Origin of the sequence: Bradyrhizobium sp. SZCCHNRI1009 (assembly GCF_032487575.1) — a bacterium.
Classification (GTDB): Bacteria; Pseudomonadota; Alphaproteobacteria; order Rhizobiales; family Xanthobacteraceae; genus Bradyrhizobium.
Window position 1 is genome coordinate 280,017 of the sequence record NZ_JAUEUL010000007.1, and the last position, 25,734, is coordinate 305,750.

The 25,734-nt window shown below is 66.5% G+C and carries 25 protein-coding genes; 17 read left to right on the forward strand and 8 right to left on the reverse strand.

Features of this window, described 5'->3' with window-relative positions; all coding sequences use genetic code 11:
- Positions 1-18: 18 nt before the first annotated feature.
- Both flgG and flgF read right to left on the reverse strand, forming a co-directional pair.
- Positions 19-807, reverse strand: a complete 789-nt coding sequence (flgG, locus tag QX010_RS15850; RefSeq protein ID WP_315804296.1) for a flagellar basal-body rod protein FlgG — start codon at positions 805-807, stop codon at positions 19-21.
- Positions 808-829: 22 nt separating this feature from the next.
- Complete coding sequence (flgF, locus tag QX010_RS15855; RefSeq protein ID WP_316180437.1) at positions 830-1,594, reverse strand: flagellar basal-body rod protein FlgF; 765 nt, start codon at positions 1,592-1,594, stop codon at positions 830-832.
- 376 nt (positions 1,595-1,970) lie between these two features.
- Here flgF and fliL point away from each other — a divergent pair, with 376 nt between their 5' ends.
- From fliL to QX010_RS15880, 5 genes are all read left to right on the forward strand, one after another.
- The gene (gene fliL / locus QX010_RS15860) at positions 1,971-2,465 is read left to right on the forward strand and encodes a flagellar basal body-associated protein FliL (protein ID WP_315804294.1); all 495 of its coding nucleotides are present in this window, start codon (positions 1,971-1,973) and stop codon (positions 2,463-2,465) included.
- A 20-nt stretch (positions 2,466-2,485) separates the two neighbouring features.
- Entirely contained in the window at positions 2,486-3,688 is a 1,203-nt protein-coding gene (gene fliM / locus QX010_RS15865; RefSeq protein WP_315804293.1) for a flagellar motor switch protein FliM, read from the forward strand.
- A complete protein-coding gene (locus QX010_RS15870; RefSeq protein ID WP_315804292.1) occupies positions 3,685-4,164 on the forward strand; it encodes a DUF6468 domain-containing protein in 480 nt (159 codons plus the stop codon). The genes fliM and QX010_RS15870 overlap by 4 nt, the downstream gene beginning before the upstream one ends.
- Positions 4,161-4,931: a flagellar protein FlbB gene (locus QX010_RS15875; RefSeq protein WP_315804291.1), complete on the forward strand. Its 771-nt coding sequence runs from the start codon at positions 4,161-4,163 to the stop codon at positions 4,929-4,931. Before QX010_RS15870 ends, QX010_RS15875 begins: the two co-directional genes overlap by 4 nt.
- Before the next feature lie 103 nt (positions 4,932-5,034).
- The gene (locus QX010_RS15880) at positions 5,035-8,832 is read left to right on the forward strand and encodes a tetratricopeptide repeat protein (RefSeq protein WP_316180439.1); all 3,798 of its coding nucleotides are present in this window, start codon (positions 5,035-5,037) and stop codon (positions 8,830-8,832) included.
- 445 nt (positions 8,833-9,277) lie between these two features.
- On the opposite strand, the gene fliP is transcribed toward QX010_RS15880, so the two are convergent.
- Together fliP and QX010_RS15890 are read right to left on the reverse strand one after the other, a co-directional pair.
- Positions 9,278-10,033, reverse strand: coding sequence for a flagellar type III secretion system pore protein FliP (gene fliP / locus QX010_RS15885; RefSeq protein ID WP_315804289.1), 756 nt, complete (start codon positions 10,031-10,033; stop codon positions 9,278-9,280).
- Entirely contained in the window at positions 10,030-11,097 is a 1,068-nt protein-coding gene (locus QX010_RS15890; protein WP_315804288.1) for a flagellar biosynthetic protein FliO, read from the reverse strand. Before QX010_RS15890 ends, fliP begins: the two co-directional genes overlap by 4 nt.
- A gap of 356 nt (positions 11,098-11,453) precedes the next feature.
- Between QX010_RS15890 and flgB the strand changes: the two genes are divergently transcribed.
- The 9 genes from flgB to QX010_RS15935 all read left to right on the forward strand — a co-directional run bounded on the left by flgB (position 11,454) and on the right by QX010_RS15935 (position 19,820).
- Positions 11,454-11,861 carry a flagellar basal body rod protein FlgB gene (flgB, locus tag QX010_RS15895; protein WP_315804287.1) on the forward strand — a complete coding sequence of 136 codons (408 nt, stop codon included), beginning with the start codon at positions 11,454-11,456 and terminating at the stop codon, positions 11,859-11,861.
- 30 nt (positions 11,862-11,891) lie between these two features.
- Positions 11,892-12,317 carry a flagellar basal body rod protein FlgC gene (gene flgC / locus QX010_RS15900; RefSeq protein ID WP_315716023.1) on the forward strand — a complete coding sequence of 142 codons (426 nt, stop codon included), beginning with the start codon at positions 11,892-11,894 and terminating at the stop codon, positions 12,315-12,317.
- A gap of 16 nt (positions 12,318-12,333) precedes the next feature.
- Positions 12,334-12,690: a flagellar hook-basal body complex protein FliE gene (gene fliE / locus QX010_RS15905; RefSeq protein ID WP_315738761.1), complete on the forward strand. Its 357-nt coding sequence runs from the start codon at positions 12,334-12,336 to the stop codon at positions 12,688-12,690.
- Between the two features lie 133 nt (positions 12,691-12,823).
- Positions 12,824-13,087: a flagellar biosynthesis protein FliQ gene (fliQ, locus tag QX010_RS15910; RefSeq protein WP_008965881.1), complete on the forward strand. Its 264-nt coding sequence runs from the start codon at positions 12,824-12,826 to the stop codon at positions 13,085-13,087.
- A gap of 218 nt (positions 13,088-13,305) precedes the next feature.
- The gene (gene fliR / locus QX010_RS15915; protein ID WP_315716025.1) at positions 13,306-14,073 is read left to right on the forward strand and encodes a flagellar biosynthetic protein FliR; all 768 of its coding nucleotides are present in this window, start codon (positions 13,306-13,308) and stop codon (positions 14,071-14,073) included.
- 12 nt (positions 14,074-14,085) lie between these two features.
- On the forward strand, positions 14,086-15,165 hold the full coding sequence (gene flhB / locus QX010_RS15920; RefSeq protein ID WP_315804286.1) for a flagellar biosynthesis protein FlhB: 1,080 nt from the start codon (positions 14,086-14,088) through the stop codon (positions 15,163-15,165).
- 155 nt (positions 15,166-15,320) lie between these two features.
- Positions 15,321-17,888 carry a cell cycle histidine kinase CckA gene (cckA, locus tag QX010_RS15925; protein WP_315804285.1) on the forward strand — a complete coding sequence of 856 codons (2,568 nt, stop codon included), beginning with the start codon at positions 15,321-15,323 and terminating at the stop codon, positions 17,886-17,888.
- 154 nt (positions 17,889-18,042) lie between these two features.
- Positions 18,043-19,008 carry a Tim44 domain-containing protein gene (locus QX010_RS15930; RefSeq protein ID WP_316180463.1) on the forward strand — a complete coding sequence of 322 codons (966 nt, stop codon included), beginning with the start codon at positions 18,043-18,045 and terminating at the stop codon, positions 19,006-19,008.
- 107 nt (positions 19,009-19,115) lie between these two features.
- A complete protein-coding gene (locus QX010_RS15935) occupies positions 19,116-19,820 on the forward strand; it encodes a glutathione S-transferase (RefSeq protein WP_315804284.1) in 705 nt (234 codons plus the stop codon).
- A gap of 296 nt (positions 19,821-20,116) precedes the next feature.
- Here QX010_RS15935 and QX010_RS15940 read toward each other — a convergent pair whose 3' ends face one another.
- The 4 genes from QX010_RS15940 to QX010_RS15955 form a co-directional block, all read right to left on the reverse strand.
- Entirely contained in the window at positions 20,117-20,341 is a 225-nt protein-coding gene (locus QX010_RS15940) for a hypothetical protein (RefSeq protein WP_315804283.1), read from the reverse strand.
- A gap of 163 nt (positions 20,342-20,504) precedes the next feature.
- Positions 20,505-20,984: a hypothetical protein gene (locus QX010_RS15945; protein WP_316180442.1), complete on the reverse strand. Its 480-nt coding sequence runs from the start codon at positions 20,982-20,984 to the stop codon at positions 20,505-20,507.
- Positions 20,985-21,128: 144 nt separating this feature from the next.
- Positions 21,129-21,446: a hypothetical protein gene (locus tag QX010_RS15950; protein ID WP_316180444.1), complete on the reverse strand. Its 318-nt coding sequence runs from the start codon at positions 21,444-21,446 to the stop codon at positions 21,129-21,131.
- Between the two features lie 103 nt (positions 21,447-21,549).
- Positions 21,550-22,230, reverse strand: a complete 681-nt coding sequence (locus QX010_RS15955) for an alpha/beta hydrolase (protein WP_316180446.1) — start codon at positions 22,228-22,230, stop codon at positions 21,550-21,552.
- A 116-nt stretch (positions 22,231-22,346) separates the two neighbouring features.
- Here QX010_RS15955 and QX010_RS15960 point away from each other — a divergent pair, with 116 nt between their 5' ends.
- From QX010_RS15960 to QX010_RS15970, 3 genes are read left to right on the forward strand one after another with little or no spacing between them, the layout of a single operon-like run.
- Positions 22,347-24,002 (forward strand): fumarate hydratase, encoded by a 1,656-nt coding sequence (locus QX010_RS15960; protein WP_316180447.1) that lies wholly within the window; start codon positions 22,347-22,349, stop codon positions 24,000-24,002.
- Positions 24,003-24,042: 40 nt separating this feature from the next.
- Entirely contained in the window at positions 24,043-24,486 is a 444-nt protein-coding gene (locus QX010_RS15965; protein WP_316180449.1) for a MaoC family dehydratase, read from the forward strand.
- Positions 24,483-25,181: a DUF429 domain-containing protein gene (locus QX010_RS15970; RefSeq protein ID WP_316180451.1), complete on the forward strand. Its 699-nt coding sequence runs from the start codon at positions 24,483-24,485 to the stop codon at positions 25,179-25,181. The genes QX010_RS15965 and QX010_RS15970 overlap by 4 nt, the downstream gene beginning before the upstream one ends.
- Positions 25,182-25,734 lie beyond the last annotated feature (553 nt).

Genomic DNA, 25,734 nt, shown 5'->3' on the forward strand with positions numbered 1-25,734 from the left:
GTGATCTCCCTTCGAACCTCAGCGGAACAGCGCCGTGGTCGACTGCAGCATCTGGTCCGCGGCCGAGATGACCTTCGCGTTCATCTCGTAGGCGCGCTGCGCGGCGATCAGCTCGCTCATCTCGCTGACGACGTCGACATTGGCCTGCTCCAGGCTGCCCTGGGTGATGCTGCCGAGACCGTCCTGGTTGGCGACGCCGTCCTGCGGCGGCCCGGAGGAGGGGGTGTCGGTGAACTGGTTGTTGCCGACCGGCTGCAGGCCGGCCTTGTTGATGAAGCGCGTGATCTGGAGCTGGCCGATGATGTTCGAGGTGGTCGAGCCCGGCAGCGTCACCGAGACCTGGCCCTGCGCGTTGACCGTGATGCCCGAGGCGTTCTGCGGGATCGTGATGGTCGGCTGCACCGGGTTGCCCTGGGCGGTGACGATGCGGCCCTGATTGTCCATCTGGAAGGTGCCGTCGCGGGTGTACTGGAAGGTGCCGTCGGGCATCAGCACCTTGAAGAAGCCCTCGCCCGAGATCGCGAGGTCGAGGTCGTTGCCGGTCTGCGACAGCGTGCCCTGGGTCATCGAGCGCGGCGTGCCGACGGTCTTGACGCCGCCGCCGATGTCGATGCCGACGGGCAGGATCGTGCCCTGGTCCGACGACTGCGCGCCGACGCGGCGCATGTGCTCGTAGATCAGGTCCTGGAACGCCACCGTCTGCTTCTTGAAGCCGGTGGTGCGGAGGTTGGCGATGTTGTTGGAGATCACCTGAACGTTGAGTTCCTGTGCCGCCATTCCGGTCGCAGCGGTGTGAAGCGCCTGCATGTCACGTCTCCTTCAAGATCTGTCAGGCCGGAACGTCGGCGAGTTTCTCGATCGCGTTCTTGCGCAGGTCGCTCTGGACCTGCAGCATGTTGGCGACCTGGGTGTAGGCACGCATCACTTCGACCATCTTGCTCATCTCGCCGACCGCGCTGACGTTCGACTTCTCGATGTAGCCCTGCTGCACGGTCGACTTGGTGTCCTGCTGTGCGGTGGCGCCGGCGGCGGCGGCGTAGAGGTTGTTGCCCTGCTTCTGCGCGGCCTGCGGATCGGCGAAGTTGACGATGCGCAGCTTGCCGCGGATCGAGTCGGTGCGGTTGAGGCCCTCGACCACCGTCACGGTGCCGTCGGGCGAGATGTTGATGTCGTGGTCGGTCTGCTGGAACACGATCGGACCGCCGGTGCCGAGCACCAGGTCACCGGCGGCGGTGACGAGCTGGCCGAGGTTGTTCATGTGCAGATTGCCATCGCGGGTGTAGCGCTCGCCGGCCGCGGTCTGCACCGTCAGGAAGCCGTCGCCCGTGACGGCGACGTCGAGCGCGTTGCCGGTGCGCTGCATCGAGCCCTGCGAGAAGTCGCGATAGGTGCCGCGGTCCTGCACATAGGAGACCCTGCGGCCGGCTACCGGAAAATTGTCCTCATGCGCGCCGGAGGAGAGATACTCCTCGAACAGCTGCTGATCGGCCTTGAAGCCGTTGGTGTTGACGTTGGCGACGTTGTTGGCAACGACGTCGAGTTGTCGCTCCAGCACCATCTGCCGCGACAATCCGATGAGAAGCGCATTCTCCACCGGTCGATCTCCCCTCTTAACGAATCCCGTTCGCGGCACCTCTCCCAAGGCGGTCTCGACCGGGTCTTCCAGAACCTTTCAGCTCTCCCAAGCCGGCGGGTTCGCAAGGGGTACAGCGAAAGCCGTGCCAACTCTGAAACTATCGATAAATCAACGGTTTGTATTTCAGTGCGGGTTCGGAACACCCGGCAATAACGTCTCGCTAACCATAATTGCCCGGCAAGTTTTTCCCACCGCCTCGGCAAAAGAAAGCTTCCGTTAACCATTGTTACCGTAGCGTTCCCTCAACAAAGCGCAGATGCGCTGGGAGCGTTGGTTTCGCGTCATTAAGCTTTCTGGCGGCATCGGCTCGATTTTCCGGAAGGATCCGAAAGCTATGGCCGAGAACGAAGCCGGAGCAGGCGAAGGCGAGGAGCAAGCAGGCTCGCCGAAGAGCAAGCTCAAGCTGATCATCATGGTCGTCGGCGCGCTGGCGCTGCTCGGCGTCGGCGGCGCGGCCTATTTCTTCTTCTTCAGCCACAAGAACGACGAGCATCACGCCGAGGCGGCGCCGCCGCCGAAGCCGCCGGCCTTCGTCGAGGTGCCGGACCTTCTCGTCAACCTGGTCGGCAATCCCGGTGACCGCGTCCAATATCTGAAAGTGAAGATCGTGCTCGAGGTGAAGGAGGAGAAGCAGGTCGAGACGATCAAGCCGACGCTTCCGCGCGTCACCGACATCTTCCAGACGTATTTGCGCGAGCTCCGGCCGAGCGACCTCAACGGCTCGGCGGGCCTGTTCCGGCTCAAGGAGGAGCTCACCAAGCGGGTCAACGTCGCGCTGGCGCCCAACCAGGTCAACGCGGTGTTGTTCAAGGAAATCGTGGTCCAGTAAGGCAAAGAAGCGCAACGATCATGGCTGGCAACGATCAAGTCGACCAAGATGCGATAGCCGCGCAATGGGAAGCCTCGCTCGACTCGGAGGATCCCACAGAGGCCGCGGAAGCCGCAGCAGCCAACGAACTCACCGAATCGATGGCCCTGCAATGGGCCGCGATGGTCGAGGACGGCAGCCGCGATTTCGGCGCGACCAAGAATGGCGGCGAGCGGGTGCTGTCGCAGGAGGAGATCGACAACCTCCTCGGCTTCACCGCCGGCGAGGTCAGTCTCGACGACCATTCCGGCATTCGCGCGATCATCGATTCGGCGATGGTCTCCTACGAGCGTCTGCCGATGCTCGAAATCGTCTTCGACCGCCTGGTGCGGCTGATGACGACGTCCTTGCGCAACTTCACCTCCGACAACGTCGAAGTCTCGCTCGACCGCATCACCTCGGTGCGCTTCGGCGACTACATGAACTCGATCCCGCTGCCGGCCGTGCTCAGCGTGTTCAAGGCGGAGGAGTGGGAGAATTTCGGGCTCGCCACCGTCGACTCGACCCTGATCTATTCGATCATCGACGTGCTGCTCGGCGGCCGCCGCGGCAACACCCAGCTCCGCGTCGAGGGCCGCCCCTACACGACGATCGAGACCAACCTGGTCAAGCGCCTGATCGAGGTGGTGCTGAGCGATGCCGAGCAGGCGTTCCGGCCGCTGTCGCCGGTGCGCTTCACCATCGACCGGCTCGAGACCAACCCGCGCTTCGCCGCGATCAGCCGGCCCGCCAACGCCGCGATCCTGGTGAAGCTGCGGATCGACATGGAAGACCGCGGCGGTAACATCGAGCTGCTGCTGCCCTACGCGACCATCGAGCCGATCCGGCCGGTGCTGTTGCAGATGTTCATGGGTGAGAAGTTCGGCCGCGATCCCGTCTGGGAAGGCCACTTCGCCACCGAGATCACCAAGGCCGAGATCGCCGTCGACGCCGTGCTCTACGAGGCCGACGTGCCGCTGAAGCAGCTCATGAAGCTGAAGGTCGGCGACACCCTGCCGCTCGACATCCGTCCCGATGCGCTGGTCGCGGTCCGCTGCGGCAGCACCATGCTGACGGAGGGGCGGATGGGGCGGGTCGGAGACCGCGTCGCGATCCGTGTCACCAAGAATTTGCGCAAGCCGAATACGACGCTTGCGATGTTCGAAGGCGCCGAAGGCCAGAACAAGTTGATGGAGGCCCAATGAACCACTCCCTCGGATTGATCATCGAAAGCCTGGTGGCGGTCCTATTGGTGCTGACCATCGGCTATTGCATGCTGCTGAATTCCAGGCTGAAGCGGCTGAAGGCCGACGAGCATTCGCTCAAGGCCGTGATCGCTGAGCTGATCACCGCGACCGAGATCGCCGAGCGCGCGATCGGCGGCCTCAAGCTCGCGGTGCGTGACGTCAACGACAATCTCGGCAATCAGCTCGCCGCCGCGACGCAGATGTCCGACCAGTTGCGCAAGCAGCTCGCCGAGAGCGACGGCGTGGTGCGCCGCCTGTCGCGCATCGCCAGCGCCGCGCGACCCATCACCTCGCCTGACGCCGCGCCCGAGCCGGCGCCGGCGCCTGTGCCGGCGATCACGACCGAGCCGGTGCGCGTCTCCGGTGCCAAGGCGGTTGCCGCCGCGGCCCAGGCATTCTCCGAACGTCGAAGGACTGGTGGCCTTGCCGCATGAATGCGTTTCGTAACATCCGCGTCATTCCCGTCGTCCTGATCGCGGTGGCCTGCCTCGCGGTCCTGAAGGTGGCCGGCCTGGTGATCGATGGCGGCTACGTTTTCGACTACGACCCTCACCCGACCAAGCGGTCCTGGGCTCAGGAGAACCTCGGCTATCCAGGCCGCGAGGACAATGACATCGTCACCGGCTCCACGCACGGCGCGCCGAAGGAGAAGAAGGAGGAGGCGCCCAAGCCCGCCGCTCCGGACACCAAGCCCGAGGGCGTCGTGATCAAGCCCGAGGAGAACCAGCAGCAGGTGTCGCCGGCGGAGAAGGCGATCCTCGAGCGGCTGCAGTCGCGCCGCCAGGAGCTCGACGCGCGCGCGAGAGAGATCGACATCCGCGAGAGTCTTTTGCGCGCCGCCGAGCAGCGCATCCAGTCCAAGACCGAGGAGATGAAGGCGATCGAGGGCCGCATCTCCGGCGCGCAGGCCGCCAAGACCGAGGCCGACAACGCCCGCTTCAAGAGCATCGTCACGATGTACGAGGGCATGAAGCCGAAGGACGCCGCCAAGGTGTTCGACCGGCTCGAGATGTCGGTGCTGATCGAGATCGCCTCGCAGATCGCGCCACGCAAGATGTCCGACATTCTCGGCCTGATGACGCCGGAGGCGGCCGAACGGCTCACGGTCGAGCTCGCCCGCCGGGCCGGCGCCGAACGGCCCGAGGCGAGCGCCGAGCTGCCGAAGATCGAAGGCAAGATCGTGCCCGTGAAGAGCAATTGAGCCGCATGTTTAATGCGCCCTTAAACGCCGGCACCTAGATTTCCGGCGTGGCGGGGCAGGCGTATCCGTCAAGTTGCGGATGTCGAACCGGAAGCTTGTGACCATGGCGCGCACGACTCCCATTGGATTGCGGTCGAAGGCCCGCGCACGGGCGCGCGCCGGCCTCGCGCTGCTGTCGGCCATCGTCATCGGCCTGGTGCTGTCCACGGTCGCGGCGGGCGCTGCACCGGTGCCGGGCGAGGCGAGCCTGTCGGCTCAGGACGGCTATGCGCGGCTGGTGCTGAAATTCGCCGAGGACGTCAGCGCCGACGTCACCACCGCCGGCTCGATTCTGCTGATCAGGTTCGATCGCCCCGCCACCGTTCCGATCGACCGCTGGGTCGATGCGGCGCCCGACTACATCTCGTCGGCCCGCGGCGACCCCGACGGCTCGGCGCTGCGGCTGTCGCTGTCGCGCAAGGTCCGCGTCAACACCATGACCGCGGGCGAGCGCGTCTTCATCGACCTGTTGCCCGACAGCTGGACCGGGCCGCCGCCGCCGCTGCCGGCCGAGGTCGTGCGCGAGCTCGCCGAGCGCGCGCGCGCCGCCGAGAAGGCGCTGCGGCTGCAGCGCGCCGAGGCGGAATCGAAGAAGCGGCCGCCGATCCGGGTGCGCGCGCTGGTGCAGCCGACCTTCGTGCGCTTCGTGTTCGAGATCCCCGACGGCGTCGGCATCTCCTCGGTGCTCAACGACCAGAAGCTGTCGCTGTTCTTCACCGCGCCGCTGTCCTTCGATCTCGCCGACGCCAAGATCGTTTCGCCGCCCAACGTCGCCGCGATCAACCAGCGCATCGACGGCAGCAGGACCGTCGTCGAGATCGGCCTGATCGGCGAGGTCGACGTTCGCGCCTTCCGCGAGGAGAAGAACTACAACATCGACGTCGCCTATCAGCAGCCGGACAAGAAGGTTTCCGCAGTCTCCTCGGACACGCTGCCGGGCGCCAAGGCGGCCGCGGCCGAGAAACCCAACGGCAGCAAGCCCAATGGTGACAAGCCGAAGCAGGCTGCGCAGCCGGAGATCGTGCCGCCGACCTCCGACACCATCGCCAAGGAGATGAAGACGGAGGCCAAGCCGGCGCCTGCGGTCGCGGCGCCAGCCACGGAGCCCGCGGCCGAGCCTGCGCCGTCGGCAGCTGCTGCTGCCGCGCCGGCCGAAGCCGCGCCCGAGCTCCCCAAGCCTGAAGCTGCTGCGCCTGAAGCTGTCAAATCCGAGGCGGCCAAATCCGAACCAGCGAAGCCCGAGGCGATGAAGCCGGAGGCCGGCAAAGCCGAAGCCGCCAAGCCCGTCGAGAGCAAGTCGGCCGAAGCCAAGGCTGTAGAGGCCAAGTCGGCCGAAACCAAGTCGGCCGAAACCAAGCCTGCCGAAACCAAGCCTGCCGAAACCAAGCCGGCCGAGAAGGCAGCCAATGGAGCCGCCACCCTGGAGGCCTTGCGCGACAGCGAGGGCCTGCGGCTCACCTTCGGCTTCGGCCAGGTCACGCCGGCGGCGCTGTTCCGCCGCGGCGATACGGTATGGATGGTGTTCGATTCGACCAAGCCCGTCGACGTCGAGCCCATCCGCGCCAAGGGCGGCGCCATCATCGGCGAGGTCAACAGGATGCCGCTCGATAACGGGCAGGCGATCCGGATCCGGCTCAACCGCCCGCAGATGCATTCGCTCGGCAGCGATGATGGCGGGCGCAGCTGGACGCTGTCGTTCGCCGACAAGGGCCAGGCCAATCAGCAGCCGCTGATGGTGATGCGCAACGTCACCGATCCCGCGCTTGCCAATGTGATGGTGCCGCTCGCCAATCCCGGAGCCGGCATGCTGCACCGCCTGACCGACCCGGATGCCGGCGACACGCTGCTGGTCGTGACGGCGCCGCCGCCGATCCGGGGCTTCATCAAGCGCCAGGATTTCGTCGATCTGTCGCTGCTCGATTCCATCCACGGCATCGCCGTGCGTCCGAATTCGGATGACATCGCCGTCGAGATCGCGCCTGACAAGGTGATCCTGGGCCGGCCGGGCGGGCTGACGCTGTCGTCGATCGGCTTTTCGCCGGAACGGGCGCCGACCGCTGTCAGGCCGATGTTCGACATCGACGAATGGCAGCAGAACCAGACCCAGCCGTTCGTGCCGCGCGAGGATCTCCTGATCAAGGCCGCGGCCAACGCCGAGCCGGAGCGGCGGGCGCAGACGCGGCTGGCGCTGGCGCGTTTCTACATGGCGCGAGCGATGTATCCGGAAGCGCGCGGTGTCACCAATCTGATGATCTCCGACGCCGATCCGCGCACCGACGAGACCGCCATGCTGATGATCCACGCGGTGGCAAGCATCCTGATGGGCCGGCCGGACCAGGGCCTCAAGGATCTCGCCACGCCGTCGATCGGCAACAATTTCGACTCCCAGATGTGGAAGGGCCTCGCTTTCGCCCGGCAGGGCAAGTTTGCGGACGCGCGCGAGAAGCTGAAGAACGTCGAGTTCGCCATCGCCTCGCTGCCGCTCGACCTGCAGCGCATCGTGATCGCGGATGCGATGAAGTCGGCGCTCGAGATCAAGGATTTCGCCGGTGCCGCCAAGCGGCGCGCCGAGATCGACGTGATCGGCGTGCCCGCGGACATGAAGCCCGACATCGCCGTGCTGCGCGGCCGGCTCGCCGAGGCGATGGCGCAGGAGAAGGACGCGCTCGACGACTATCGCTTCGCCGTGAACTCCGACGACCGCCCGGCAGCCGCCGAGGCCAAGCTGCTGGAGATCAAGCTCCTGCAGAAGCGCGGCGAGATCAAGCCGTCCGACGCGCTGAAGGAGCTGGAGACCTTGCAGGCGATCTGGCGCGGCGATGCGATCGAGGTGCAGACGTTGCAGATGATGGCGCAGCTCTATGAGGAGGCCGGGCGCTACGCGGACTCGCTCGAGGCCGCGCGCCAGGCCACCCGCCTGATGCCCAACTCCGACTTGGCGCGGCAGGCCCAGGATGCAGCCTCCCGCCTGTTCTCGCAGCTGTTCCTGAGCGGCAAGGCCGACGAGCTTCCGCCGGTCGATGCGCTCAGCATCTTCTACGGGTTTCGCGAGCTGACTCCGATCGGCCGCCGCGGCGACGAGATGATCCGCAAGCTCGCCGACCGCCTGGTCGGCATCGACCTGCTCGACCAGGCCGCCGAGCTTCTGCAATACCAGGTCGACCATCGCCTCGAAGGTGCGGCGCGCGCCCAGGTCGCCGCGCGTCTCGCCATGGTCTACCTCACCAACCGCAAGCCGGACCGTGCCATCGAGGCGCTGCGCACCACCCGCATCGCCGATCTCGCGGGCGAGCTGCGCCAGCAGCGGCTGCTCTTGGAGGCGCGCGCCAACAGCGACATCGGTCGTTACGACCTCGGGCTGGACATCATCAGCAACATCGGCGGCCGCGAGGCGATCCGGCTGCGCTCCGACATCTACTGGGCGTCGCGGCGCTGGCGCGAGGCGTCCGAGCAGATCGAGCTCTACTACGGCGATCGCTGGCGCGATTTCCGTCCGCTCAATCCGGCCGAGCGCGGCGACATCCTGCGGGCCGTGGTCGGCTATGCGCTCGCCGACGACGCCATCGGCCTCGCCCGCTTCCGCGAGAAATATGCGCCGCTGATGACCGGCGAGGCGGACAAGATCGCGTTCGACGTCGCCAGCAAACCGGCGAGCGGCTCCAGCGCCGAATTCGCCCAGATCGCGAAGATGGCGGCGAGCGTCGACACGCTCGACGGCTTCCTGCGCGACATGCGGGCGCGCTTCCCGGATGCCACCGGCAAAGGACCGGACGGCGGCAAGGATGCTGCGAAGGCCCCGTCGGAGGCGACCGGCGCCCTGCCGCGCATCCAGGGCGTCAAGCAGGCGATCGCCGGCCGTTGATCTCAGCGCAGAGCGGGAGATCCAATCAGATGACCAAGCCGGCCAGGGAAAGCTACTTCCCCTCACCCTGAGGGCCTGCCGTCGGCGGGCGTCTCGAAGGGCGGGGCCCGGATCGTGGCCTCATGGTTGGAGACGCGCCGCTATTCTAACTATTCGTCATGGTCCGATTGGTGATGCGGCGCTCCTCACCATGAGGAGCCAGCTCCGATGCCGGAGCTGGCGCGCCGGCCATGAGCAGCGTGCTCGTGGAGAGGATCAAGCGCCGAGAACGGCTCTGCACACGACCATGAGGTCGCTGTGGACTCCGACAGCCCCCCTGAGAGGGTGGAGAGCGGTTGCTGCGGTCGATCTCGAGGCAGGAGGGAGCTACTTCCCCTCACCCTGAGGGCCCGCCATAGGCGGGCGTCTCGAAGGGCGAGGCCCGGATCGGGCGCTATGGTTCTTCTTACCCGCCATAGCTCTGCACCAGGCTGCCTGCCACCAGCGACCAGCCGTCGACCAGCACGAAGAAGATCAGCTTGAACGGCAGCGACACCACGACCGGCGGCAGCATCATCATGCCCATCGACATCAAGACCGAGGCGACCACGAGGTCGATGATCAGGAACGGCAGGAACAGCAGGAAGCCGATCTCGAAGGCGCGCTTCAGCTCGGAGATCATGAAGGCCGGCACCAGGATGCGCAGCGACAGCTCGTCGGGCGTCGCCGGCGGCGGCTCGCCGGAGAGGTCCATGAACAGCTTCAGGTCCTTCTCTCGCACGTTCTTCTGCATGAAGCCGCGCAGCGGCACCGAGGCGCGCTGCAGCGCGTCCTCGACGCCGATCTGGTTCTCGACCAGCGGCCGGATGCCGTCATCATAGGATTTTTGCAGCACCGGGCCCATCACGAACGCCGTGAGGAACATCGCGAGCGCGATGATGACCGAGTTGGGCGGCGCGGTCGCTGTGCCCATCGCCGTGCGCAGCAGCGACAGCACGACCACGATGCGCGTGAACGACGTCATCATGATCAGGATCGACGGCGCGATCGACAGCACCGTGAGCAGCGCGATCAGTTGGACCGCGCGTTCAGTGACGCCGCCGCCGCCACCGCCGCCGAGATTGATGCTGATGTCCTGCGCAGCAGCAGGTCCCGTCAGTAAACCGGCGGCAGTCAGGACAGCGATGAAGACAACTCTACGCGAGGGAAGCAGCGATCTCACTGCGACGACTTCGGACGTCCGAGCAGCGAGGCCATCTCGTCCTCCAGGTTCTCGAAGCTGGTCTTGACCGGCGCGGCTTGCGCCGGAGCCGGCTCGTTGCGCGCGGCCGCCCGGAGCGCCGGGGGACCCGAGGCCGGAGCAGCCGACGGATCGGCTGATGGACGCCGCAGCGCGGCCTCGAGCCGTTGCGCCATCTCGGCCAGATTGGCTTCGGCGCTCGAATCGGCCGCTGCGGGCGGCGGGGCAGCCGGGGGCGGTGGCGGCGGCATCTGGGCCACCGGCGGCAGCGGCGGCGCCGCCACGCGTTCGACGCGCTCGGCTGCGCGCTCAGCATTCCGCACCGGCGGCAGCCGGGGCCCCTCGGAAGCGCGCGGCGCCTCGGCCTGGCGTTGCGGCTCGGCGGGGCGCAGCGGGCGTGGCATTCCCGGCTCGCCGCGGATCACCCGCTCAGGGCGGGGCTCCAGGCGGGCTTCGTCTCCGCCGCGCGGTTCTCCACGGACGTCCGCCCGGAGGTCCTGGCGGGGATCGGGACGGCGCGGAGGGAGCGGTGGTTCCGGCGGGAATGCCGGTGCCGGCTCACGCCGCTCTGCGGCAGCCGGCGCCGTGCGGCGAACCTCATCGATGAACGACGGCCGCATCGGGCGCTGCGGCGGCTCCGGCATCTGCAGCTCGGCAGGCTCGGCGGCCTCGGTCTTCGGCTCGTTGTCGGCCCAGGACGGCGCATCCGGCAGTGGCGCGATGCGCGCCGCCGGCGGCTCGGCATTGATGCCCGGCCGCTGCGGCAATTGCTCGCGCGCCGGCATGGCGCGCACGATATTGGACTCGACCACGATGTCGGTGGGCCCGCCGATCATCAGAAGATGCTCTATGTTGTCACGGCGCACGAGCACGAGACGGCGGCGGCCATCGACGGCGGCGGCATCGATCACGGCGAGCCGGGGCATGCGGCCGCGATTCGGGTTGGTGCCGAGACGATTCCCCGCGAATCGACGAACCAGCCACGCGGCGAGGCCGATCAGCGCCAGCACCGCTACGAATGCAAAAAAGAACGTCAGTGCCTGCATCTCTGTCCCCGGCAAATACCGCGTCCTTTCGAAGTCTCTCGTCTGTCCAACGCATCGCCGGCAGCGAACGGAGCTTCAGAACCGGAACCAACCTGTTAACGCATGACGGCAGGAACTGCCGCTCGGCCTCTTAATAACCCATGAATCGGCCGGGCCAAAACGACTTCTTGGCGAGCCGTGCCGTCCCGGAATGATGCATCGGTCGGCCGGGAGCCCGGCACTTTCCTAAGAAATCGTCAAAACACCGGGATCATCCCGGGGGTCACCGCACCGTTTCTTAACTCCCTGTTAACCATATGCACGGCAATTTCTACCTACCCAAACCGTCCGGTAGTCGGACACAACCGAGCAGCGCCATGTCCATCAACGATATCCCCGTGTTGTCGGCGTTGCGGACCAAGATGCAATGGCATCAGGAGCGCCAGCGCGTGCTGTCCGAGAACGTGTCCAATTCGGATACGCCCAACTTCAAGCCGAAGGATCTGGTTGAGCCGAAGTTCGATTCAACCGGCCAGGCGGTCGGCGGCTTTGCGCCGCTGTCGCTGACCCGGACCAGCACCGCGCACATCGCACCGTCGTCGGGCGAGAGCGCGAGCTTCGACCAGAACCGCAAGGTCGGATTTCAGACGAGGCCCGCCGGCAACGCGGTGAGCCTCGAAGAGGAGATGCTGAAGGTCTCCGCCAACCAGATGGACTACGCCGCGGCGACCTCGCTGTACGGCAAGAGCCTGCATCTGTTGAAGACGGCGATCGGCAAGGGCTGAGCTCGGGTTTAAGGACGGAGACCGACAAGCATGGCAAACGACTCCAGCGATTTCCTGCGCTCGATGAGCATCGCGACCTCCGGCCTGCGTGCGCAGGCGGGACGTATGCGCGTCATTTCCGAGAACATCGCCAATGCCGATTCGACCGCCGCCAAGGCGGGTGGCGATCCGTATCGCCGCAAGGTCCCGACATTCACCTCGGCGCTCGACCGTGCGCTCGATGCCAAGGTGGTGGCGCTCGGCAAGGTGGTGCCCGATCAATCGTCGTTCCGCGTCAAATACGACCCCAGTAACCCGGCCGCGGACGCGTCCGGCAATGTCAAGTACCCCAACGTCAATCCGCTCATCGAGATGACCGACATGCGTGATGCACAGCGGTCCTACGAGGCGAATTTGAACATCATCGGCGCCACGCGCCGCATGATCCAGCGCACACTCGACATTCTGAAGACCTAGGACAGGAACGAAAGTCATGGCCTCCCCAATCTCCGCAGCGAATGCCTATGCGAATTCCGCCCGCGTGCTCGACGCCGGCGGCTCGAGCGGTGCCTTCGGCAGCCTTGGGCGCGTGCGCGACGTGCTCGGTAGCGGCAACGGCGCCGACAAGGGTGGTCCGTCATTCAGCGCGGTGCTGAAGGACGCGATCGGCAGCGTGATGGAGGCCGGACGCAAGTCCGACAGTCAGGCGGTCGCGATGGCCGCGGGCAAGGCAAACGTCATGGATGTCGTCACGGCGGTCGCCGAAACCGACGTCGCGGTGTCGACGCTGGTGTCGGTGCGCGACCGTGTGATCCAGGCCTATGAAGACGTGATGAAGATGACGATCTAGGCGCAGCTCGTAACGCTTCAGGCCGCCACGTGCCTGATGCGCCCAGGGGATTTGCCGTCTGCCGCGACTGCGCGCGATGCGCGCTGAGGCGGGGGCCGGACCGGAGCCGATCGACAGTGAGGAACGACAGGACATGACGGGAGCTGAAACGCTCGATGTGGCGCGCGATGCGATCTGGACCATCGTGCTGGTGTCGTCGCCGCTGATGGTGGTCGGCCTCGTGGTCGGCGTGGTCGTCTCGCTGTTCCAGGCGCTCACGCAGATCCAGGAGCAGACGCTGGTGTTCGTGCCGAAGATCATCGCGATCTTCGTGACGCTGCTGCTGGCGCTGCCGTTCATGGCCGATGCGCTGCATTCGCACATGATGCGGATCTCGTCGCGAATCATCGGCGGATGAGGCAATGTCCGGGGCGGCAGGGCAGGCCTGCGTGAGGGCGCTGCGAGCGGTCGTAAGGAGCAGTGCGGGGGGCGCTGCTGCTTTCGGCCGTGCGCGGGCAGCCTTTCGGGCGAGCTCTTCGCAGGCTGACTCGTCTGAGGCTGTCTATTCGCAGGTTGTCTCTTCAAAGACCGCCGTGCCGCACCAGCATGCGGTCGAAAGGGCCGTGACGGCGGACGATGCGCATCGATATTTCCTTCCTTCCGGCGCTGGCCGCCGTGTTCATGCTGGCCTTCGCGCGCGTGGGCGCGATGGTGATGCTGTTGCCGGGCCTCGGCGAGGTCAACATCCCCGTCCGCATCAAGCTCGCGACCGCGCTGCTGCTCACGATGATCGTGCTGCCGCTGCACCGTCAGGCCTATCAGGTCGATTTGCAGGCGTTGTCGCCGCTGCTGGTGATGATGGTGCACGAGATCGTGATTGGCATCGTGCTCGGCGCGACGGCGCGGGTGACGCTGTCGGCGCTGCAGGTCGCGGGCTCCGTGATCGCGCAGCAGATGGGGCTCGGCTTCGTCACCGCGGTGGATCCGACGCAGGGACAGCAGGGCGTCCTGATCGGCAACTTCCTCACCATGCTCGGCGTGACCCTGCTGTTCTCGACCGACAGCCATCACCTGGTGATCGCCGCGCTCAGCGACAGCTACAAGATCTTCGCGCCCGGCGAATTGATCCCGAGCGGCGACGTCGCCTCGCTGGCGACCAAGGCGTTTGCCGCGGCCTTCAAGATCGGCCTGCAATTGTCGGCGCCGTTCCTGGTGTTCGGTCTGGTCTTCAACATCGGGCTCGGCGTCTTGGCGCGGCTGATGCCGCAGATGCAGGTCTATTTCGTCGGCGCGCCGCTCTCGATCCTGATCGGCTTCCTGATCTTCGCGCTGGTCCTGACCGCGATGATGGGAACGTTTCTCGGCTATTTCGAAGGCGTCATGCACGAGATGATGCCGCGGTGAGGGGCCTGACCGATGGCCGATGAAGCCGATTCCGAAGACAAAACAGAAGACCCGACGCAAAAACGGCTCGATCAGGCGCTCGAACGCGGCGACGTCGTCAAGAGCCAGGAGCTCAACACCTGGTTCGTGATCGCCTCCGCGACCCTGGTGATGTCGACCTTCTCGGGCTCGATCGGCACCGCGGTGCTGGTGCCGATGCGCAACCTGATCGCCAATTCCTGGATGATCCAGACCGACGGCGCCGGCCTGCTGTCGCTGGCGCGCGGCCTGTCGTTCGCCGTGATCGCGGCGATCGGCGTGCCGATCCTGATGGTGATGCTGGCGGCGATCGCCGGCAACATGATGCAGCATCGCCTGGTCTGGTCGGGCGAGCCGATGAAGCCGAGCCTGAGCAAGATCTCTCCGCTGGCCGGCGCCAAGCGCCTGTTCGGCAAGCAGGCCGCGGCCAATTTCGCCAAGGGTCTCTTCAAGCTCGTGCTGCTCGGCACGGTCATGGTCATGATCCTGTGGCCGGAGCGGCTGCGCCTGGAATCGCTGCTGCATATGGACGTCGGCGAGCTGCTCGGCGTCACGATCTCGCTGACGACGCATCTGATGGGCTCGGTGGTCGCGCTGCTCGCCCTGGTCGCGATCGGCGACTACCTGTTCCAGTACCGGCAATGGTACGAGCGCCAGAAGATGTCGGTGCAGGAGATGAAGGAGGAGTTCAAGCAGTCGGAAGGCGACCCGCACGTCAAGGGACGCATCCGGCAGATCCGCCAGCAGCGCATGAAGAAGCGCATGATGGCCGCGGTTCCCAAGGCGTCCGTGATCATCACCAACCCGACGCACTACTCGGTCGCGCTGTCCTACGAGCGCGGCATGTCGGCACCGGTCTGCGTCGCCAAGGGCGTCGACAACATCGCCTTCAAGATCCGGGAGGTCGCCAAGGCGCATGACATCCCGATCGTCGAGAACGTGCCGCTGGCGCGCGCGCTCTATGCCACGGTCGAGATCGACGAGGAGATCCCGGTGGAACATTATCACGCGGTTGCTGAGATCATCGGCTACGTGATGGGGCTGCGGCGCAACCTCTCGGGGCGCCCGCAATGACAACCGAGCAGGTCCCCGGACGGACCGCAAAATACGGATAAATCATGGAATATCGGCTTGACGGGCTTGCGCTTGACCCGTCGATTCAGGCAGGTGGAAGGGGGAGCCGCGCGAACGGGCTGGGGCTCCCAGCCGACAGGTCGCGTCCCCGAGCCATGAGCGCCGATTCCGACAATGATGGGTTACAGGATCAGGCGGGCCTGCCGGAGCGGCCGCGCCGCAGCGGCAGCATTCTGCTGATCCTTCTGGTGGCGTTCGGCCTCGTCGCGGTTGCGATCGCGCTGATGACGATCGGCCGCGCCCAGGCGCAGCCCTACATTCTCGGCCTGCTGTCGCTGCTCGCCACCGTCGGCCTGTTCAATCTGTTCGCGTTCGCCGCCGGCATCGTCCGCTTCGCCGACAAGTCGACCGACGATCCGGTGTTGGGCGCGATCGCCGATCATGCCTTCGATGGCCTCGCGGTGACCGATCCGCGCGGCCATGTCGTCTACGCCAACGCCGCCTATCTCAACATGACGGGAGCAGCGACCGCGCAGGAGGCGCGTCCCGTCGAGCGTGTCTTCATCGGCAATCCCGATGTCTCCGAAGCGGTGTTCCGCCTGCTCAAGGCGGCGCGCGAGGGCAAGCGGCAGCAGGAGGAGGTCCGCATCACCGCGGCCGAAGGCGCGCAGGGGCGCTGGCTGCGGATGCGCGTGCGCCCGCTCGGCCAGACCAAGCGCCATGCCCGCTACGCGGTGTGGTCGATCGCCGACATCACCCGGGATCGCGAGCGCCAGGAGGACGTGTTCCAGGAGCTGCAGCACGCGATCGAATATCTCGACCATGCGCCGTGCGGCTTCTTCTCGGTCAATCCGGAAGGCAGCCTCGTCTACGTCAACGCCACGCTCGCCAACTGGCTCGATTATGATCTCGCCGAGATCGGCTCGGGCGGGCTGAAGCTCGCCGACGTCGTCTCGGGCGACGGTGCCTCGCTGCTCAGCTCGATCGTCGCGGTGCCCGGCGAGGTCCGCACCGAGGTGTTCGACATCGACCTGAAGATGCGCGGTGGCAAGACCATGCCGGCGCGGCTCTACCATAAGCTCGCCTTCGGCGCCGACGGCAAGCCAGGCGCCTCGCGCACGCTCGTCATCAGCCGCGCCCGCGACGAGCGCTCCGATCCGGAGCGCGCCGCCGAGGTGCGCTTCATGCGCTTCTTCGACCATACGCCGATGGCGATCGCGACCGTCGACCGCGGCGGCGCCGTGGTGCGCGCCAACGCCCGCTTCGCCAAGCTCGCGCAGAGCGTCAGCGGCGATGCGGCGGCGGCGAAGTCGATCTTCCGCGCCGTCAGTCAGCGCGACCGGCATCTGCTGATCGCCGCGATCAACCAGGCGGCCGAGGGGCAGGCGGACATTCCGCCGGTCGAGGTGATGCTGGACGGGCCGAAGGAGCGCTTCGGCCAGTTCTTCGTCACCGCGGTCGACGAGGACGAGCGCGAGACGGAAGCTGCGATCGTCTACATGCTGGAGACCACCGAGCGCCGCGCGCTCGAGAACCAGATCAACCAGTCGCAGAAGATGGAGATGGTCGGCCAGCTCGCCGGCGGCATCGCCCACGACTTCAACAACGTGCTCTCGGCCATCATGATGGCCAATGATTTCCTGCTGAACGCGCACAAGCCGACCGACCCGTCGTTCCAGGACATCATGCAGATCAAGCAGAACGCGACCCGCGCCGCGACCTTGGTGCGGCAGCTGCTCGCCTTCTCGCGCCGGCAGACATTGCGGCCGCAGGTGCTCGATCTCGGCGACGCACTGTCCGACCTGACGATGCTGCTGCGCCGGCTGATCGGCGAGAAGGTCAAGCTCGACCTGGTTCACGGCCGCGACCTCTGGCCGGTCAAGGTCGACGTCTCGCAGTTCGAGCAGGTGGTCGTGAACCTCGCGGTCAACGCCCGCGACGCGATGCCCGATGGCGGCAAGCTCTCGGTGCGCACCGCCAACGTCTCGGCCGACGAGGTCGCGCAGGCCGCCTACAAGGGCATGCCGGTCGCCGACTACGTCCGCATCGAGATCAGCGATACCGGCACCGGCATTCCGGCCGAGATCCGCGAGAAGATCTTCGAGCCGTTCTTCTCGACCAAGGAGGTCGGCAAGGGCACCGGCCTCGGGCTCTCGACCGTCTACGGCATCATCAAGCAGACCGGCGGCTTCATCTATGTCGACAGCGAGGTCGGCAAGGGGACCTCGTTCCAGATCTTCCTGCCGCGCCACATCGTCGTGCCGGAGGTCCAGGTCGAGCCGCAGGCCGTCAACGGCGCCGCCAAGGAGCCGGCTGCCGCCGATGCGCCGAAGCCGCGCGCCGACCTGACCGGGCAGGGGACGATCCTGCTGGTGGAGGACGAGGAGGGCCTGCGGGCGCTGAACGCGCGCGGCCTGCGCTCGCGGGGCTACAGCGTCATCGAGGCGTCCAACGGCGTCGAGGCGATGGAGGCGCTGGAGGAGTGCGACGGCGTGCTCGATCTCGTGGTGTCCGATGTCGTGATGCCGGAGATGGACGGGCCGACGCTGCTCAAGGCGATGCGCGAGCGCAATCCGGAGATCAAGATCATCTTCGTCTCCGGCTATGCCGAGGATGCGTTCGAGAAGAGCCTGCCGGAGAACCAGCAATTCGCCTTCCTGCCAAAACCCTTCACGCTCAGCCAGCTCGTGGCGGCGGTCAAGGAAACCATGGCGCCACAATAGGTTACCGGAGTTCCTTCGCCAGCCGGCCGAGCGCGTTCATCCCGCGACCCAGCGCCGCAGCCGCGCGGCCTCGTGCCGCCTTCCTTTTTCGTGGGTTGTGCCCATCTTACGGGCATCCCCATTCCGGGGATTATGGGAAACACAGATGAGCTTCATGCAGCGCAAAAGCGGCCTCCTCAAGGCGATGGCCGTGGCCCTTTCACTGGCGCTGCCGACGGTGCTCGCCGTCTCGGCGGCCGACGCCCGGATCGGCGGCGGCTCCAGCTCGGGCTCCCGCGGCACGCGCACCTTCTCGGCGCCGCCTTCGACCACGACCGCGCCGGGATCGGCGTCGCAGTTCAATAGGACGATCACCCAGCCGGGCCAGCCTGGCGGCTTCAACACGGCTGCGCCCGCGCGTGGCGGCCTGTTCGGCGGTCGCGCCGGTGGCCTGCTTGGCGGCCTCGCCGCCGGCTTCCTCGGCGCCGGCCTGTTCGGCATGCTGTTCGGCGGCGGCCTGTTCTCCGGCCTCGGCGGCTTCGCCTCGATCATCGGCCTGATCCTCCAGGTCCTGCTGGTGGTGTTCCTGGTGCGCATGGCGATGGCCTGGTGGCAGCGCCGCAACCAGCCGGCCTATGCCGCCGGCCCGGCGCCGGCCGACGGCCAGCAGAGCTTCCGCTCCGGTTTCGGTGGTCTCGGCGGCTTCGGCGGCCTGGGCGGCGGCAACACTGCGCCGCCGCTGCAGATCCAGCCGGCCGACTATGAGGCGTTCGAGCGGCTGCTCGGCGAGATCCAGTCCGCCTGGTCGAACGAGGATGTCGGCCGCCTGCGCCTGCTCTCGACGCCCGAGATGGCCTCGTATTTCGAGCGCGATCTCGAGCAGAACCAGGCCCGCGGCGTGGTCAACAAGGTCAGCGCCGTGAAGCTGCTGCAGGGCGACCTCGCCGAAGCCTGGCGCGAGAATGGCGCCGACTACGCCACGGTCGCGATGCGCTTCACCCTGGCCGACAAGACCATCGAGCGCGCCTCGGGCCGCGTTGTCGACGGCTCCGACCAGCCGCAGGAGGTCACGGAGATCTGGACCTTCCTGCGTCACCCCGGCGCCGACTGGCAGTTGTCGGCGATCCAGCAGGTCGGCTGACGCCATAGGTCGAACGATCATCGGGCGCCGCGGAGCAATCCGCGGCGCTTTTGCTTTGCGCGTGGTTATAGTGGCGTGCCGCGATGAACAGGCAATGAGGATGGCCCATGCGTTACGAGCTCTACTACTGGCCCATGATCCAGGGCCGCGGCGAATATGTGCGTCTCGCGCTGGAGGAGGCGGGCGCCGCCTATCGCGATGTCGCGCGCGAGGACGGCATCGGTACGATGACGGCGATGATGGCGGCGGACAGCGACACGCCGCCGTTCGCGCCGCCGTTCCTGAGAGCGGGCCGCCGCGTCATCGGCCAGACCGCCAACATCCTGCTGTTTCTCGGCAGCCGCCATGGCCTCGCACCGAAGACCGAAGCCGGCCAGCTCTGGGTGCATCAGCTGCAGCTCACCGTGACCGACTTCGTCGTCGAGATCCATGACACGCATCATCCGCTGGGGCCGACGCTGTACTACGAGGACCAGCGCGCGCCGGCCAAAAAGCGCACCGCCGAGTTCTGGAGCGAGCGGGTGCCGAAATTCCTCGGCTATTTCGAGCAGCTCCTATCGAAAAGCGGTGGCGCCTACGTCACCGGGCGTCGGCTCACCTATGTGGACCTGTCGCTGTTCCAGATCGTCGCCGGCCTGCGCTACGCCTTTCCCCATCGCATGACGGCATTCGAGCGCAACATTCCAGGCCTCGTCGCGCTGCACGACCGCGTCGCCGCCAGGCCGAACATTTCGGCCTATCTGGCCAGCGACCGCCGCATCCCCTTCAACGAAGACGGCATCTTCCGCCACTACAAGGCGCTGGATGCCTGAGGGCTGAGGGCGTGCAGTCATGCTGAAGCGAGCTTCGCGTGCTCCTCTGAGAGCCTCGCTGGCGCCTCGTCAGCGCTGCGCTCCCTCTCCCCGTTCTTCACGGGGAGAGGGTTGGGGTGAGGGGCGGCCGCACGGGAAGTGGGTGTCGGTAGACCTGTAACGCCTCACCCGAGCGAGCCGCGCGCGTGCTCCAAAACCACGTGGATCGCCGCGCCGCCACGGCCCCGCTCACACGTATAGCGGCAGGCGCCTGAGGCGCCGCCGCTATACGAAGTTGGCCTGAGGGTGTGGGATCGTCAGGCGAGAATGTCGACGCGGGTGCCCTGGCCGGGCGGCAGCGGCGGACGCGAGGCCTGCTTCTCCGCGGCCGCCTCGTCGCCGGTCTTGGCGGGATTCACGGCCTGGCTCTGCTGCGTCTGGTTCCGCGCCTGGGTGTCTTGGGTCTGCGGCTTGGTCGTCTCGGTCGAGACCGGCGGCGGTGAGGGCGGCGGCGATGACGACGAAACGCTCGAAACGGACATGGTCCAGCTCCTCGCTTGGTGTTGCGACAAGCGTGGCCATCCCTGACGAAAACTTCGTCAAGCAGATCGTTCGAATTGTCTGCAACTGTCGGTGGCGCGGCGAATAGTGAACGGGTCGCTGCCGCCGGCGCAGAAACCGCAAGGCTCTCGCGTCACCCCCGGCCTATTGGTCCTTGCTGCGGCTGATCGTGATCGAGGACTCGGTCTTGGTTCGGGCGCAACGCATGTCGAGCCGGCGGTAGCGGCTGGCGACGTCGTCGCCGCGGAAAATCCCGAGCCGGCGGTAACAGCGTGTGACGCCGCGCTGCATGTCGTCCTTCGGCAAGGTGAACACGATCGCCGCCGCGCTCGCCATCAGCTCGATGAAGGCCGGCGTCGGCTTGCGTTCGGATTTACCGAACAACTGGTTGCTGACATTCTTCGATGAGCAGCCGAGCGTGATCTCGCGTGCCTTGGGATGGGCGAGATAGACCGTGCCGGCCGCGGTCTGGCCGATCTTGATGCCGTCGATGCCGTTCTTCAGTTCCTTGGCAACGTCATCACAACGATCGGCCCGTGCCGCCTGCGGCAGCAGCGCGCTGCTCAACGCAACGAGAAAAACAAATCCGGCCAAGCGGCCAAATGAGCAAAGCGATGACTGCATTCCAAATACCCCCGCGCCATTGAAGCCTGCGCGAGGGGGGCATGCAAGCGCGATGCGCCGCAGCCGCACAAGATCATCAGCGGGTGTGGCCGCGTGTTGACGGGACGGCGGTCACATGCCGGCGGCAGCGGCGCGATCGCTTGCTCAGAACCAGCAGCGGCTCGGATGTGCGAGCGAGACGCCGGCTGCGCGGCGCTCGCAGTCGTTGCCGTAGGTCTGGAAGTTGCAGCCGCAGACCGGCATGTAGATGCGTGGGCAGAGCGTCGGCTTTCGGCGGCAGACGCCCATCATGTCGAACCGGCCGCACTGGCCGGCTGGGAATTCGCAATAGAGACCGGCATTGCAGCGAATGCCGGCGAAGCCGCCGCACGCGCGGCCGGGACCGACGGCACCAGCGGAGCTCGGGAGCAGGGTGATCAGGGCAAGGACGAATGCGATGATGGAAACGAGACCTCGTGTCATGACGCCTCCAGGAAGAAAATGAATATGTCAACAATCTAAGGTTACATAATTCGGCAACCGATCGCAATCGATCTCGTCGTGCGACACTGCACTGCTCGCGGCATCATGTTGCGGCGACCTCGCGGGCCGTCTCGATCAGCAGGTCGAACGTCTCGTCGGGGGCGTGCTGCACGACATCGTGCCCGCACGCAAATGCCTGCACGCGCCACGCGGGATCGTTGCGCAGCCGCTCATATTGCGCGGTGAACGGCGTCGCGCTCCATCCGCTGGCGTAGACGAAGGTGCGGCGCAGAGTAGGCGGCGCCGGACTGCGGAGGTTCAGGGTTTGGATGAAGGTCCCGAGCGGATGCGGCCGGCGGCGCGGGTCGGAGCCCTCGCGCGGCAGCGCCGTCAGCCCGTCATGCCCGGCGCGTTCGATCACGAACCGGCGATACGCGTCACCGGCGAGATCCCACCATGACTGACCGTTCTCGGGTGCGAAGGCATCGAGATAGATCAGTGCGGCGAGCCGTTCCGGCACGCGGTCGGCGACGCCGGTCGCGACCATGCCGCCATAGCTGTGCGCGCACAGGATGACCTCGGACAGATCTTCGGTCGTCAGCAGCTCGACGACGTCGGTGACGTGGGTATCGAGATTGACGGCATGGGTGCGGGCGGGCGTTTCCTCCAATCCGCTCAGGGTCAAGGCATAGGCGTCATGACCGGCCTGCCGGAGCCTGGCCGAGAGCGCGGCGTACATCCAGCCGCCGTGCCAACCTCCTGGAATCAGGACAAAAGTCGCCATGATCTTACTCCTCGGCTGCTGTACGGAGACATGTCTTGCAAGGCTTCCGACGGGTAGCGTATCAGACCTGTCAAGACCGCTTTGGGCGGCCATCTTTAGAACCCCACGAGCTCGCCATGAACGCGCCGACCGCCTTCCCCGACCAGTCCAAGCCCGTCCCGCCCTACAAGCACACGCCGCTGTTTCCGCTGGGGCCGGACACCACGCCCTACAAGAAGATCACCACCGACGGCGTGCGGGTCGAGAAGGTCTTGGGCCGCGACATGCTGGTGGTGTCGCGGGAGGCGCTGCGGACCTTGTCGGAGGCCGCGTTCGGCGAGATCAACCACTTCCTGCGCCCCGGCCATCTGAAGCAGCTGCGCAGCATCCTGGAGGATCCGGAGGCCAGCCCGAATGACAAGTTCGTCGCGCTCGACTTCCTGAAGAACGCCAACATCTCCGCCGGCGGCGTGCTGCCGATGTGCCAGGATACCGGCACCGCGATCATCATGGGCAAGAAGGGCTGCAACGTCATCACCGACGGCGACGACGAGGCGGCGCTCAGCCAAGGCGCGCGCGACGCGTATCTACGTCGCAACCTGCGCTACTCGCAGGTCGCGCCGCTCACGATGTACGAGGAGAAGAACACCGCCAACAACATGCCGGCGCAGACCGAGATCTACGCGGAAGGCGAGGACGCCTACAAGTTCATGTTCATGGCCAAGGGCGGCGGCTCGGCCAACAAGAGCTTCCTGTTTCAGGCGACGCCCTCGGTGCTGACCAAGGACCGGCTGCTGGCGTTCCTGAAGGAGAAGATCCTGACGCTCGGCACCGCGGCGTGCCCGCCTTATCACTTGGCGATCGTCATCGGCGGCACGTCGGCGGAGCTGTGCATGAAGACGGTGAAGCTGGCGTCTGCGCGCTATCTCGACGCGCTGCCGACCCAGGGCTCCCCGGACGGCAATGCCTTCCGCGATCTCGAGATGGAGCAGGAAATCCACAAGATGACGCAGTCGCTCGGCGTCGGCGCGCAGTTCGGCGGCAAGTATTTCTGCCACGACGTGCGCGTCATCCGCATGCCGCGCCACGGCGCGAGCTTGCCGATCGGTCTCGGCGTGTCCTGCTCGGCCGACCGCCAGGTGCTCGGCAAGATCACCAGGGACGGCGTCTATCTCGAGGAGCTCGAGCATCATCCGGCGCAGTACCTGCCGGAGGTCGAGCAGGCGCTTGGCGGCGAGGTCGTGAAGATCGATCTCAATCAGCCGATGAAGGACATCCTCGCCACTCTGTCGAAGAACCCGATCAAGACCCGGCTGTCGCTGACCGGCACCATGATCGTCGCCCGCGACGCCGCGCACGCCAAGCTGCGCGAGCGCCTCGACCGCGGCGAGCCGCTGCCGGACTACTTCAAGAACCATCCGGTCTACTACGCCGGTCCCGCCAAGACCCCGGACGGCTACGCCTCCGGAGCGTTCGGTCCGACCACCGCGGGACGCATGGATTCCTTCGTCGATCAGTTCCAGGCGGCCGGCGGCTCGATGGTCATGGTCGCCAAGGGCAACCGCGCGCCGGCGGTGCGCGAAGCCTGCAAGAAGCACGGCGGCTTCTATCTCGGCTCGATCGGCGGCGCCGCGGCGAACCTCGCCGAGCACTGCATCAAGAAGGTCGAGGTCGTCGAATATCCCGAGCTCGGCATGGAAGCGATCTGGCGCATCGAAGTGGTGGACTTCCCGGCCTTCATCATCATCGACGACAAGGGCAACGACTTCTTCAAGGAGCTGAACCTCGGCTGAGCTTCACCGGCTTGGATCGCGCACGGAGACGAGGACCTGCATGGTCGAATGGTTCGACGACCTCCAGATCGGGATGACGTTCAAGAGCGGCGAGACGACGGTGTCGCGCGAGGACATCAAGCGCTTCGCCGCCGAGTTCGATCCGCAGCCGTTTCACCTCGACGAGGAGGCGGCGGAGAAGACGATCTTCAAGGGCCTTGCCGCCTCCGGATGGCACACCGCCGCGATCGCGATGCGGCTCGCGGCGGAAACGCGTCCGTTCGGACCGCATCCGCTGCTTGGCGCAGGGGTCGACGAACTGCGCTGGATGAAGCCGGTGCGGCCGGGCGACACGCTGCATCTCGAGGGCGAGGTGGTCGACCTCGTGCCCTCGCAGAGCAAGCCGCAAGGCGTTGCGCGCATCAGATGGACGGCCTTTAATCAGCGCGGCGAGGCGGTCTACACCTTCAACCCCATCGCCATCGTGCCGCGGCGTCCGGCTTGACCGGCGCATCCGCTGCGGCTGGGGCGATGTTCATTGGGCTCGATGGCTTCCGACGGGGATGGGTCGCGGTCGCGATCGATGGTGACGAGCGTGCAATCAGCTTTCCGGCGGAGATCTCGACGGCTCTGGCGGACCCGTTCGTCCGCGCCGCCATCGACATTCCGATCGGCATGACCGATGACGGCGGGCGCGCGTGCGACAGGCTTGCGCGTGAAGCTCTCGCGCCGCACCGTTCCCGCGTTTTCACCGGCGCGCGGCGCTGGCTATGGGAGGAATTCACCGACCCGGACCACGCCAATGCCGAGGCCGCACGGCGCGGACAGCCACGCGCCTCCCGCCAGCTCTGGCATCTCGGCCGCAAGATCATGGAGGTGGATATGTTCGTGCGCGCGCATCGCGGGCTCGACATCCGCGAGGTCCATCCGGAACTGGTGTTCCTGCGCCTCCACGGCGCGCCGCTGCCGTCAAAGAAGACGGAGCAGGGCGCCAGGGTGCGGCGCGACTTGTTAGTTGCTGCGGGCTTCGAAGCGATCGACGACTGGCTGACCCGCGCCCGCCGCGGCACCGGCGCCAAGCCCGACGACGTGCTCGACGCCTGCGCGGTCGCGCTCGCCGCCCGCGATTGTGCCGGCTGCGTGCCGGAGGGCGAGCCGCCGCGCGATGGGCATGAGGTGGCGATGCAGATCTGGTTCTAGCGAGGCAGGGGCACACTGGCCGCCTCACACGCCGTCATTCCGGGGCGACGCGCGCAGCGCGGCGAGCCCGGAATCCATCTGGCCGCGCGACATGCCGCACAATGGATTCCAGGCTCGTGCTTCGCACGCCCCGGAATGGCGGAGGAGAGCGTGTCGCGTCCTCGTCAGATTTCGGCGGCAAGCGACGGCACGCGAGTCAAATTCTGAAAAATAAAAATGACTTGCTATTTATCTGAAATCATGTTTTCATCGCGCCATCCCGCCTCACTGCGGAGGGGCGTTGCGCGCGATCGTCACGACACGCGAGGCGGGGAGGCGATGGCCGCTGATTGCTGCAGCGTGGGGAAGCCCGCGCGGACGAACGGCGATTGGCGGACGTGAAGTCGCGAGGTCCTGGCGCCCCGACGCTGGCGTCAAGTCCGGAGGTGATGATCCTTCGGGCGACGGTGGCTAACAAGCCGGACACCGGGGAGATCGCGTATAAGCGTGAAGACCATCGCGCAGGGAAGGCCGGGCGTTCTCGGCTGCACCTGTGGTACCTGCCGCCTGCATT

Excerpts from the sequence above, each read along its gene's own strand:
- QX010_RS15875 (WP_315804291.1), top strand. The coding sequence starts at position 4,161 with ATGAATGCGTTTCGTAACATCCGCGTCATTCCCGTCGTCCTGATCGCG.
- flgB (WP_315804287.1), top strand. The coding sequence starts at position 11,454 with ATGTCCATCAACGATATCCCCGTGTTGTCGGCGTTGCGGACCAAGATG.
- QX010_RS15950 (WP_316180444.1), bottom strand. The coding sequence starts at position 21,446 with ATGACACGAGGTCTCGTTTCCATCATCGCATTCGTCCTTGCCCTGATC.
- QX010_RS15880 (WP_316180439.1), top strand. The coding sequence starts at position 5,035 with ATGGCGCGCACGACTCCCATTGGATTGCGGTCGAAGGCCCGCGCACGG.
- QX010_RS15965 (WP_316180449.1), top strand. The coding sequence starts at position 24,043 with ATGGTCGAATGGTTCGACGACCTCCAGATCGGGATGACGTTCAAGAGC.
- QX010_RS15935 (WP_315804284.1), top strand. The coding sequence starts at position 19,116 with ATGCGTTACGAGCTCTACTACTGGCCCATGATCCAGGGCCGCGGCGAA.
- QX010_RS15930 (WP_316180463.1), top strand. The coding sequence starts at position 18,043 with ATGCAGCGCAAAAGCGGCCTCCTCAAGGCGATGGCCGTGGCCCTTTCA.
- QX010_RS15870 (WP_315804292.1), top strand. The coding sequence starts at position 3,685 with ATGAACCACTCCCTCGGATTGATCATCGAAAGCCTGGTGGCGGTCCTA.
- flgC (WP_315716023.1), top strand. The coding sequence starts at position 11,892 with ATGGCAAACGACTCCAGCGATTTCCTGCGCTCGATGAGCATCGCGACC.
- flgG (WP_315804296.1), bottom strand. The coding sequence starts at position 807 with ATGCAGGCGCTTCACACCGCTGCGACCGGAATGGCGGCACAGGAACTC.
- cckA (WP_315804285.1), top strand. The coding sequence starts at position 15,321 with ATGAGCGCCGATTCCGACAATGATGGGTTACAGGATCAGGCGGGCCTG.
- QX010_RS15945 (WP_316180442.1), bottom strand. The coding sequence starts at position 20,984 with ATGCAGTCATCGCTTTGCTCATTTGGCCGCTTGGCCGGATTTGTTTTT.
- QX010_RS15940 (WP_315804283.1), bottom strand. The coding sequence starts at position 20,341 with ATGTCCGTTTCGAGCGTTTCGTCGTCATCGCCGCCGCCCTCACCGCCG.
- flhB (WP_315804286.1), top strand. The coding sequence starts at position 14,086 with ATGGCCGATGAAGCCGATTCCGAAGACAAAACAGAAGACCCGACGCAA.
- fliM (WP_315804293.1), top strand. The coding sequence starts at position 2,486 with ATGGCTGGCAACGATCAAGTCGACCAAGATGCGATAGCCGCGCAATGG.
- fliE (WP_315738761.1), top strand. The coding sequence starts at position 12,334 with ATGGCCTCCCCAATCTCCGCAGCGAATGCCTATGCGAATTCCGCCCGC.
- QX010_RS15955 (WP_316180446.1), bottom strand. The coding sequence starts at position 22,230 with ATGGCGACTTTTGTCCTGATTCCAGGAGGTTGGCACGGCGGCTGGATG.
- QX010_RS15960 (WP_316180447.1), top strand. The coding sequence starts at position 22,347 with ATGAACGCGCCGACCGCCTTCCCCGACCAGTCCAAGCCCGTCCCGCCC.
- fliR (WP_315716025.1), top strand. The coding sequence starts at position 13,306 with ATGCGCATCGATATTTCCTTCCTTCCGGCGCTGGCCGCCGTGTTCATG.
- QX010_RS15890 (WP_315804288.1), bottom strand. The coding sequence starts at position 11,097 with ATGCAGGCACTGACGTTCTTTTTTGCATTCGTAGCGGTGCTGGCGCTG.
- fliL (WP_315804294.1), top strand. The coding sequence starts at position 1,971 with ATGGCCGAGAACGAAGCCGGAGCAGGCGAAGGCGAGGAGCAAGCAGGC.
- fliQ (WP_008965881.1), top strand. The coding sequence starts at position 12,824 with ATGACGGGAGCTGAAACGCTCGATGTGGCGCGCGATGCGATCTGGACC.